Annotated in this window: 7 protein-coding genes; 6 read left to right on the forward strand and 1 reads right to left on the reverse strand. The window is 42.5% G+C overall.

Annotated elements, in window-relative coordinates; genetic code table 11:
• Nucleotides 1–695: 695 nt before the first annotated feature.
• The 6 genes from Q0590_RS35755 to Q0590_RS35780 all read left to right on the forward strand — a co-directional run bounded on the left by Q0590_RS35755 (nucleotide 696) and on the right by Q0590_RS35780 (nucleotide 7,961).
• A complete protein-coding gene (locus Q0590_RS35755; RefSeq protein WP_302042481.1) occupies nucleotides 696–3,224 on the forward strand; it encodes a phosphocholine-specific phospholipase C in 2,529 nt (842 codons plus the stop codon).
• Between the two features lie 512 nt (nucleotides 3,225–3,736).
• Nucleotides 3,737–4,159 (forward strand): Dabb family protein, encoded by a 423-nt coding sequence (locus Q0590_RS35760; protein ID WP_302042482.1) that lies wholly within the window; start codon nucleotides 3,737–3,739, stop codon nucleotides 4,157–4,159.
• A gap of 315 nt (nucleotides 4,160–4,474) precedes the next feature.
• Nucleotides 4,475–5,155: a hypothetical protein gene (locus Q0590_RS35765; RefSeq protein WP_302042483.1), complete on the forward strand. Its 681-nt coding sequence runs from the start codon at nucleotides 4,475–4,477 to the stop codon at nucleotides 5,153–5,155.
• Nucleotides 5,152–6,198, forward strand: a complete 1,047-nt coding sequence (locus Q0590_RS35770) for an alpha/beta fold hydrolase (RefSeq protein WP_302042484.1) — start codon at nucleotides 5,152–5,154, stop codon at nucleotides 6,196–6,198. Before Q0590_RS35765 ends, Q0590_RS35770 begins: the two co-directional genes overlap by 4 nt.
• 28 nt (nucleotides 6,199–6,226) lie before the next feature.
• Nucleotides 6,227–7,249 (forward strand): sensor histidine kinase, encoded by a 1,023-nt coding sequence (locus Q0590_RS35775; RefSeq protein WP_302042485.1) that lies wholly within the window; start codon nucleotides 6,227–6,229, stop codon nucleotides 7,247–7,249.
• Entirely contained in the window at nucleotides 7,242–7,961 is a 720-nt protein-coding gene (locus Q0590_RS35780) for a LytR/AlgR family response regulator transcription factor (RefSeq protein ID WP_302042486.1), read from the forward strand. Before Q0590_RS35775 ends, Q0590_RS35780 begins: the two co-directional genes overlap by 8 nt.
• A gap of 424 nt (nucleotides 7,962–8,385) precedes the next feature.
• Here the strand turns inward: Q0590_RS35780 and Q0590_RS35785 are convergent, their stop codons facing one another.
• Nucleotides 8,386–9,969, reverse strand: coding sequence for a PAS domain-containing sensor histidine kinase (locus Q0590_RS35785; RefSeq protein WP_302042487.1), 1,584 nt, complete (start codon nucleotides 9,967–9,969; stop codon nucleotides 8,386–8,388).
• Between the last annotated feature and the right edge of the window lie 471 nt (nucleotides 9,970–10,440).

The raw sequence follows: 10,440 nt of genomic DNA on the forward strand, positions 1-10,440 counted from the left end.
AGGGAATTGGTATTGCCCGCAGGATTTGGCTAGAGCAAGTCTATTAAAATATCAAGCTGACTTAAGCTTTGTTTCAAAAACCGCCCCTTTTTGTTGACTGGGAGATTTGAATCAATTAATTCATACGTGGTTTTCTTTATAGACTGGCTGTTTCTTTCTCAAGACTGTCTTTAAAATCGGAGGTAGACATATGTAAATTAAATTAAAGCTAAGTTTTTTCTACTCTTTTTAAGAAATACTTAATACTTCTTTAGGCTAACAGGAATATATAATTTATATTTTTGCGGTCTTCAAGATTATCTCTGCTATTCATATCAAGGTTTATTTATGCTGAGTTTGGGTATGTCTTTCATTTTTCATGCTCAGATTAATGGGTAATTATTCTTTCTAGTAGCAGCTGTAAGAGATTAAATCAGGGCAAATCTTGAAGAATTGTATAATTGGGAGACAAACATGTCTTGCAAGTTGAATGAAATATGTGCTGAGAATCCTGCTGCCGAAGATTACCTGAACAGGCTGATTCGTGATTTTTGGCAGGTTTTAACCCAATAGGGGAAGCCTTTCAACTGTCAGCCTACAATTATAAGGCAGAAAATGCGGTAGCAGCTATTACCAGACAATTTGGTGATGGTAATGAACAGATCGAGGAAATGACCCCGTAGTTGCAATCATTAAAACACTATTGAAACAAGTATATGAGTGACTCCAGAAGAGATTTTCTAAAAAAAGCAGCCTTGCTGGCTGGGGGTGCCAGTGTTTGGAACACTCTGCCTGTGTCTATAGAAAAAGCCTTAGCTATTACGCCTGACCCCGGAACAACTTTTTATGATGCCGAGCATGTGGTCATGCTGATGCAGGAAAACCGCTCGTTTGACCATTGTTTCGGTGCTCTTAAAGGCGTACGAGGGTTCAATGACCCTTTGGCCATTACTTTACCTGACAAAAATCCCGTATGGTTTCAGCCTGACAAAGCAGGCAACCGGTTTGTGCCTTTCCGCCTTGATATGAAAAATACCAAAGCTACCTGGATGGGCGGTGTGCCCCATTCCTGGGAAGACCAGGTAGATGCACGCAATGAAGGTAAATTTGATGGATGGATAGAAGCTAAAAGGCCAGGCAATGAAGCCTTCAAGGACATGCCCTTGGCGATGGGCTATTATACCCGCGAAGATATCCCCTTTTATTATGCGCTGGCGGATGCCTTCACCGTTTGTGACCAGCATTTTTGTGCCTCCCTTACCGGAACAACTACCAACCGCAGTTATTTCTGGACAGGCAAAACACATGGTGCATCTACAGATAAGGCCAAAGTGAGAAATGGAGAACTAACTTATGAGCGGGAAGCAAACTGGTCTACCTTTCCTGAAAGATTGGAAGACAACGGCATATCCTGGAAAGTTTACCAAAACGAAGTGAGCCTTCCTACCAATGTGGAAGATGACTCTTTACTTTCTAATTTCACGGATAATAATCTTGAGTGGTTTTCACAATACCATGTACGTTTCAGTAATGGCTTTTATGATTTCTTACAAAGGAGGGAAAAAGAGCTCCCTGAAGAAATAAAGGAACTTGAAAAGCAAATCGGCCTGTCAACTGCAAATAGGGAGGAGCTAAGCAAAGAGCTGGAAACAAAGAACAATGAATTTGAACAAGTAAAACAGCATCTTCAGCAATGGAATCCGGATCAATTCGAGAAACTTACCCACCGGGAGCAAAGCCTTCATCAAAAAGCTTTTACAACCAATAGTGGGGATCCAGACTACCATAAAGTAAAGGATATGACCTATCTAGATAATGGGCAGGACCGAACCACTAAAGTGCCTAAGGGTGATATTCTTTACCAGTTCCGGAAAGATGTTAAGGAAGGAAAGCTACCTACAGTGAGCTGGGTAGTAGCTCCTCAGAAATTTTCAGATCATCCCAGTGCTCCCTGGTATGGCGCCTGGTATGTGTCAGAAGTGCTGGACATTCTGACGCAAAATCCACAGGTGTGGAAAAAAACGATCTTCATTCTCAACTATGATGAGAATGACGGCTATTTTGACCATGTTCCCCCATTTGTCGCACCCAACCCAAATGATCCGGACACTGGTAAAGTTTCATCAGGCGTTGATGTAAGGGGAGAGTTTGTTACCAAGGAAGAAGAGATCAAAGCAGGTTTTCAGGAAAGTGAATCCAGGACGAGTCCGGTAGGCCTGGGATTTCGGGTGCCGCTGATCATTGCTTCTCCCTGGTCACGGGGAGGATGGGTCAATTCACAGGTTTGTGATCTGACCTCTACCATACAGTTTTTGGAAAATTTTCTTTCTAAAAAGACGGGTAAAAAAATTGAAGAGCCTAATATCAGCTCCTGGCGCAGGACTGTCAGTGGGGATCTTACTTCAGCCCTCAGGCCTTATGGGGGAGAAAAAATAACGATGCCTGAGTTTCTAAACAGAAATGGGTTTATGCAGCAAATCTATAATGCAAAGTTCAAAAATCTACCCAGCAGCTTTAACCCCCTGAGTGCAGCGCAAGCCAGAGAACAGGGGCAGAAATCCTCCTCATCCATTTTGCCACAACAAGAGGCAGGCACAAAACCTTCCAATGCCTTACAATATGAGCTGTATGTAGATGGCAGAGTAAGTGAGGATGGAAAAAGCTATATCATCGGCTTCAAAGCAGCTCAGGATATTTTTAAAGAAGCGGCGTTAGGATCGGCATTCAATGTATATGCACCTGGTAACTACTACCATAAGGAAAAGCAAACTTTTGAACCTGTAAAGGCATGGGCTTTTGCCGTGAAAGCAGGCGATGCAATAGAATACAGCTGGCCTTTAGAAGCTTTTGAAGGAGAACACTATCATTTGAAGGTATATGGACCAAATGGGTTTTTCAGAGAATTTATGGGTAGTAAAGCTGCTTATGGCCTGGAAACTACTTGCGTATTGGGAAAGAAAAGAAAGAAATCCGGGCGACAGCTAGAGCTCAGCCTTAAAAACCGAGGTAACCAAACATTGAAACTCAAATGGGTAGATGATAAATACCAAAAGAAAGAGAAGGGGTTTGATTTGAAAGCTGGCGCCCAAGAGCGTTTTACAATCGATACAGCCTCCAGCCATGGATGGTATGACTTTTGGGTTTTCTCACCGGAAATAAAAAGTATCAAGGTGCGTTATGCAGGCAGGTTAGAAACCGGCGCAGATAGTATCTCAGACCCCTATATGGGTTTATTGGGAACCTAGTGGTAGACAATCTACACTAGGAAAGCATAAAAGGGATAAATCAAAAGTAGGACTAAATCCAAAATTGTCAAGGGAGTGTAAAGAGAAATAGTATCATTTTTAATGGTCAACACTTTTTAGGTCGGGTCACAGGATTTTGTCCGGATACAGATTGACAAAAAAACTTTAGTTTGATACTCCTACCAATCATATCTGAGTGCAAGAGGGGGAAAGAATAGTTCTCCCCTCTTACCCATTTGTGCAGTTTCACGAAAGGGGGAATTAGATTAACATTATTAAAAGCGCTATTTTTATGAATTTGCAGATCAATTCTGCACTATCGTCATTTTTTGATCGCAAAAAGAGCTTATTTAGTATTGATTAAAAGCAATATTGGTGCAACTTTATCTGTAAGTATGAGTTTAAAATGCTTTTACTTTCTCAAAGAAAGAATCAGTGCTATTAGAGGATCCTGTTTTAAATAGCTTCCCTTACAGATAGTGGTAGGAGAGGCAAGCCTAATTGACTTTAGTATGAAAAAAATAGTATGTCTTGGTTTATACTTCTTCTTGATTTGGGGATGTACTCAAAAGCGTTTTACCTCATCCACAACAGGGCAGAGTCCTGCCTCTACTTTACCAGCCCAAGCTAATCTCCAACGCATTGTTTGTTTTAAATTTAAGCCCGGGACCACTCAGAAAGCAATTGAGCAGCACATGCGTGGCTTTGCAGGGTTGAAGGACAGCATCTCATATATTCTATCTTACCAGGCTGGCCCTACCGTTAAGGGAGACCTAGGCGAAAAGGGAGAATTTGATGTAATGCATTACTGCACCTACGGAAATGAGGAAGAAATAAAGCTTTATTCAGTCCATCCCGTTCATCAGCGTTTTATAGAACAAAATAAAGCCATCTGGGAAAAAGTGTTAGTGATTAATTCTCAGGTTCGACCTTAGTTAAACCCATGAAATGATAGCTGTTTGTTTTATACATTCATTTCAACATCTACCTCTTTCACATCTCTCTATCATGGAAAGCAAAAATGGGCAAAAGGGGAAATAAAGTTTCAAAATTATTATTTCCCCTTTTGCCCATTCCTGAAAGGAAATAACTCCCCCCTTTCGGATAACTCAGAAGTATGAGTACTAAATAATTTCTCTTTCCAACCTCTATCATCTAGGGAAATCCACTTCGTTCATTTTGCTTCTGTTGCAGTTATCATAAAAACAGGCATATTACGCTGGAGTGCTTTTCATTTGTTAAAAAAACAGATGAAAACCCGATTACTATCCCTGCTCACTGTAACCATAGTACTTGGCGTGTACAGGCAGGTGCAGGCACAAGCCAGATGGCAAACCAGCACCCACCTTGTGGATACGGCTGCATCCCTGAGAATAGGCTATGTGTCTACGTTGATTTATCCCGGCCTACAAGCCGGGCTGGAACTTCCCCGGTCCTATATCGAAGTACACCGCAAAAAAAAGTCCGGCAGAAGCAAAACTATTTATAAAGACCGCCTAATCACGGCAAACCTGGCCTGGTATCATCACCGGAACTTTCATAACAATCTGATGCTGGGAGCCGGTTATACCCTTCGCCGGACCAATGCCCGCGGATGGTTTACTGCTTTCGAGCCACAACTGGGTGTAAGCAGAACTTTTCTGGCTGGAACTACTTACCGGGTAAGCGAATCAGGAGAAGTATCTATAAAAAGAGGGGCTAGTTACTGGTATTTGTACACGAATCTGGGAGTGGCCATAGGCAAGCAGGCAGGAAATATCGCTGGCAAGCCGCTGACAGTATATGTAAAACCCTCTCTGATGACTATGCTGCCCTATAATGGCTTTATATATGTCAGGCCAATGATGGAACTGGGAGTACTCTATCCGCTGCCGGGTTTTGTGCAAACCAAAGCAAAAGTTAGTGTCAAACACAAAACTGCTAACCAATGAAACATACAGCCATTATTCTATGCCTCTTGCTGGGTATTACCGGCTGCCAGAAAGAAGAAATTACTTTTTCAGCGCAAGCTAATGAAACCTTTTATGTGGAAAACGAAGGGGCAGCCATGCGGGTACAAGTGCGGGGAAATACCTTGTCAGATCAAATTATACTTACCGTTCATGGCGGCCCGGGTGGCTCTTCGTATTACCTGAGTTACCTGCAGCAAATGCAAACACAGATTGAACCGGAATATGCGGTAGCCTACTGGGACCAGCCACTGGCGGGAGCTTCGCAGGGAAATGCAGCGAAAGACAGTTACACAATACAGGCCATCGCTTCGGGACTGAAAAAAGTAGTGCAGGTACTCAGAAAACGGTATGGCGCTGATAAACAAATTATTCTGTTCAGCGAAAGCTGGGGCGGCATCGTTACGACTGCTTTTCTTACACAGAACGACAACCAGGCGCTGGTAGATGGCTGGATCAATTCCGATGGTCCGCATGACTTTCACCTGCAAGACCGGGAAATAATTAAAATGGCTATACGGATCGGCGAAGAACAGATCATGCTGGGAAAGAATGTGGACAAATGGCAGGAAATCGTAAGTTACTGCCGGGCCAACAATCCTGCTGGTAATTATGAAGTTTCCCAGAAACTCAATGAACTGCTGGGCGATGCGGAGTATTTGATAGACGAAGTAGTGCAGGTAGATTTTAATACGCTTTCCATTTTCTACCGGCAAATGCAGGACAATCATGCTCCTTTCACTGCTTTAGGGCTAAACCTGGTGTCCAATGGTTTGCATGAGGTGGAAAAAGATGCCTACAATCAGTATTTTGAAGACCAGGTTCATAAAATCACCGTGCCTGTTTTATTGCTTTGGGGAAAATACGATTTTATTGCGCCGCCAGCCGTAGCCGATAGTTTGTATAAAAATATTTCTTCTCAAAACAAGCGCAAAGTCATTCTCAGCCGCAGCGGACATAATGGTTTTATTCAGGAACCACTTATCTATTGGAGCGCATTGAAAGAGTTTGTAGATTCATTGTAAAGTTGGCCCTTTATCTCACCCACTCCCTGTGATTAAGCTCAATTATAATTCTTTTCAGGTTTTATTCTGGGTGCTGGTGCCTGCTTTTTACAGCTTTAAAGACAGTTATCTGCCCGGCTTGGAATGGAAGATTGCGCAGTATCTGGTATTTGCCGGGGCTGGTTTCTTTATCACACATTTATACCAAAAAAAGCTTTCCAGATCCGATTTCAGGTTTAATGATTTTTTTGCCGTAGCCCGGAAAGTTTCAGGTACTTTGCTACTGTTGGCTTTGCTTTCAGCTGCATTTGATTTTGTGGTGGATAGGTTTGCTTTTGGGAAAGGCTTCCGCACAGAGGCCTATTACTGGGTTACCCTATTTTCGTATGCAGTGGATGGCTTTGTGATTTTTTTGCCCTGGTTTATGGTGTATCATTTGTATAAATATGCCTCATACACGGCTGTGCTGGAGAAAAAAGCCACCTTGCAGGCATTAGAACTCAAAAATCTTCAGTTGCAGAATTTAGCCAACAAGCTCAATCCGCACTTTTTATTTAATGCCCTCAACACAGTCCGCTGGCTGATCAACGCCCATCCGGAAAAAGCCAGAAGAGCCGTAGATGAAATTTCCGATCTGCTCCGGTATACTATTAATCAAGATACCCTGCAACCGGTGCCGCTGCGGGAAGAATTAAGTATCGTAGAAAAGTACCTGCAACTGGAACAAATCCGATTCGACGACCGCTTGCAGTATTCGATACATTGCAGTCCGGATTGCCTGCTATTGAAAGTACCTCCTTATTTACTGCTAAACCTGGTAGAAAACGGGGTTACGCATGGCATTAGCCAGCGCAGCGAAGGAGGCCTATTACAAGTGCTGATTGACCAGCAATCCGGAATGCTGATGATACAGGTGACCAATCCCGGGGAATGGCGGATGGAAGAAGAAGGTTTTGGACTTACCAGTATCCGGACATTGCTGAAAACTACCTACGGACAAACATCTGATATACATACAAATATCCGGGATCACCAGGTAACCACCATGATAAAAGTGCCGGCCTATGTCTAAACAGATTACTGCCATTATTGTAGATGATGAACGCCCTGCCAGGGAAGAACTTGCGTTCCTGCTGAAAGCATACAAGCATGTGCAGGTGTTGGCACTCTGCAAAAATGCGCGGGAAGCCCAGACAGAGATTGAAAGACTCAGGCCGGATGTGGTTTTTCTGGACATCCGCATGTCCGGACAATCCGGATTTGATTTGCTGGCACAATTAAATTATGTGCCGGAGGTAATTTTTACGACCGCCTATGAGCAGTTTGCCTTACAGGCTTTTGAAGAAAATGCCCTCGATTACCTGCTCAAACCCATCCGGGAGGAAAGACTTGCCAAAGCCCTGACCAGAGTAGATGAAAAGCTATCGTATCGGCAATCGGGCAGTGCAAGTTTAAACCGGCAACTGTTTTTAAAAGACGGTATCCGCCATTATTTTGTACAGCTGGCTGAAGTATATTTGTTCGAATCGTGGGGCAACTACACAAAGTTCTGTTTTGGGGACAAAGAAGTACTGCAATACACTACCTTAAAAGAGGTAGAAAGCTGGCTTCCCGCAGAATTTATAAGAGCAAACCGCAGGCAGATGTTGAACAAAAAATTTATCTGGCAGATCACTTCCTACCAGATTAGGAATTTAAAGATAATACTTAGTAACGGAAAAGAAGTGATAGTTTCTCACCGGCAGGCAGCGCAGTTCCGCAGCCAGTTCCCAATAGTAAAGTGATTTGCCGTTTGGGTGCTGCCTATGACAGGTATAAACTTGACATCATCTGAACAGGACCGATTCCAGATCCAGAAAAGCCCTTTCCATAGGTTGACAAAACCTCCCAATTTGGGTACAATATCTGGTTGTTAGGCTGTCAGGCTCCCTATTTTTTAGACAGACGCCAAGAAGAAAATTTATTTGGATTAAGGATCAGTCCCCTAACTGTTGAGTATCAAGAAAGGGAAGAAATTTATAACTAAGAGTTAGTTCAAGATTTCTCCCCTTTGCTGAAACTCCTTGTTGTAATGGGTCAAAAGAGAAAATGAAACGTATCTCCTCTCATTGAGCAACTTTCTTTTCCTTTTGGCTTTATTGTTTTTAACTATTGTTTCTTAAAAGAAATTTTGTCAACCAATATGGGCAGAAGACCGTTGGGTAATAGCTATAAGCCCATATGCTGACTAAGTAAGTTGGGCAGTTCTATCAGGAAAGTAGTTCCTTTTCCTTTTTTGCTCTCTACCTCAATACTCCCTTGTAGCTTTTCTACGGCTTGTCTAACGATATACAAGCCTAGTCCTGAACCTTGTGATGTGTCTGTGGCTCTGAAAAACATCTCAAAGATCTTATCAATGTATTGCTCATCAATGCCAATGCCATTATCTTCTACACGGATACAGGCCTTTGTAGAGCTAATGGTAATAGCAAAGTGGAGGTAGCTTTCTTGAGCTACCGGGTTGAGGTACTTAATGGCATTGGTGATCAGGTTTCTTAAGATCAGAGTAACCCTAAATTCATCACTATGAAAAGGAGCAGTACTTTGGTGATGGATTGCAAGCTTTAGCTTCTGCCAGAGGGTATAATGTTTCAGTTCTTCAAAACCCTCTTCGATGATTCTCTCCAACTCAATAGGAGTGATCTCTAGGGGAGCATTGACCATTTTGGAATGGTGCAAGATAGATTGGATGTAGCTATCGAGCTTAGAAAGCCTGTTTTCAATTAAGGCTAGGTACTGTTCCTTTACTGCTTGATCCCCTTCTACCTTTATCAGGTTCAGTAAGCCTTGCATAGAGGTCAAGGGAGCTCTTAAATCATGAGAGACTTTGTAGACATAGTTATCGAGTTCATGATTTTTCTTTTGTAGTTCCTCTAGGGTATGGGTTAATACTTGCTCTGCTTGCTTGCGATGGGTAATATCCCGAATAACAGCCAGCAAGCCTGCAGGCTTTCCTTTTTCATCAAGCAGCATTTGGGTGGTTGCCTCTACATACAGCTGCTGCCCACTCCTGAGTCTGTGAATGATTTCCACTTTGCAAGAGCCACTCTCGGCTAATTGCTCCATAGCGATAGGTTCATCCTCTGGATGGATCCAGATAGACTGGTAAGCTGCTGAGAGAGGTTTACCCATGACCTGCTCTGAAGTTAACCCATACTGTCTTTGAGCACCATGGTTCCAGAAGGTGACTCTATACAAGGAATCTAAGCCTACTACCGCCTCGGTCACATGAGCGAGGATGTGGGCATCAAACTGCATCTTTTCTTGGGCTTGTTTGCTCAAAGTGATGTCTTTGCGAATAGCTAAATAGCCTTCTATCTTTTCCTGCTCATCAAGCAGGGGATGAATGATCATGTCCACCCAGAAAGTGGAACCATCTTTGGCTCTATTTTTCACCTCTCCCCGCCAGATCCTTCCTTGAGTAATAGTGTGCCATAGCTCTTGCCAGAAAGAAGGAGGATGATAGCCTGAATTCACTAGATTGGCATTCTTGCCGATCAGTTCTTCTTTGCTATATAAAGACAGTTTACAGAATCCCTCATTCACATAGCGCATAATGCCTTGTGGATCAGTAAGGATGTATACCGAATGTTGATCCAAAATCTCCTTGATACGGCTTATTTGCTCAAAGGCTCTTTCCTGAGAACGCCATTTTTCTTCATAGAGGGAGAGTTTGGAGCTGAGTGCAGCATTTTCTAAGCGGAGCTGTTTAAGCTCACTAGAATCAGAGGAGGATAAAGAGGAATCTTGCATGAAACAAACAACAAAAATAAATACCTGTTTACTTAAGCTTTAGGCAGCATCAAAGCAAAAAGCTTGTAAAAGGTAACCTTTTCAAAGGTTTTTAGTTGGTATTGATGACAGAAAATTTTCTGTGTAGTCCTTTCACCGAGTGTACAAGGCAAAGGAAGAAAGACAGTCATAAAAGCACTTACCCCTAGAAAGCATTTGTTTTCTCTTCTTATCACATTTGTTAACTCATTTAAGTAGTGCTCCACATAAGGGTAATAGCAAAGGGGGGTGGCTGTTGCACAACTATTTTCCCTATCCAATATCTCTCCAACTCTTCTATTGATTGTTCAACGTTGAGCCATTTATATCGGCTTACTTAGTCTTTAGCACTCAAAAGATTTGACTAAGTATCTCTTGATTTGAGTTGTGCAACAACCAGGGGGATTAAATTAACTACTACATATTAAAAACTTCCTACATAAAATTAGGAAT

The sequence above is a fragment of the Rhodocytophaga aerolata genome, from assembly GCF_030503435.1.
Lineage (GTDB): Bacteria > Bacteroidota > Bacteroidia > Cytophagales > 172606-1 > Rhodocytophaga > Rhodocytophaga aerolata.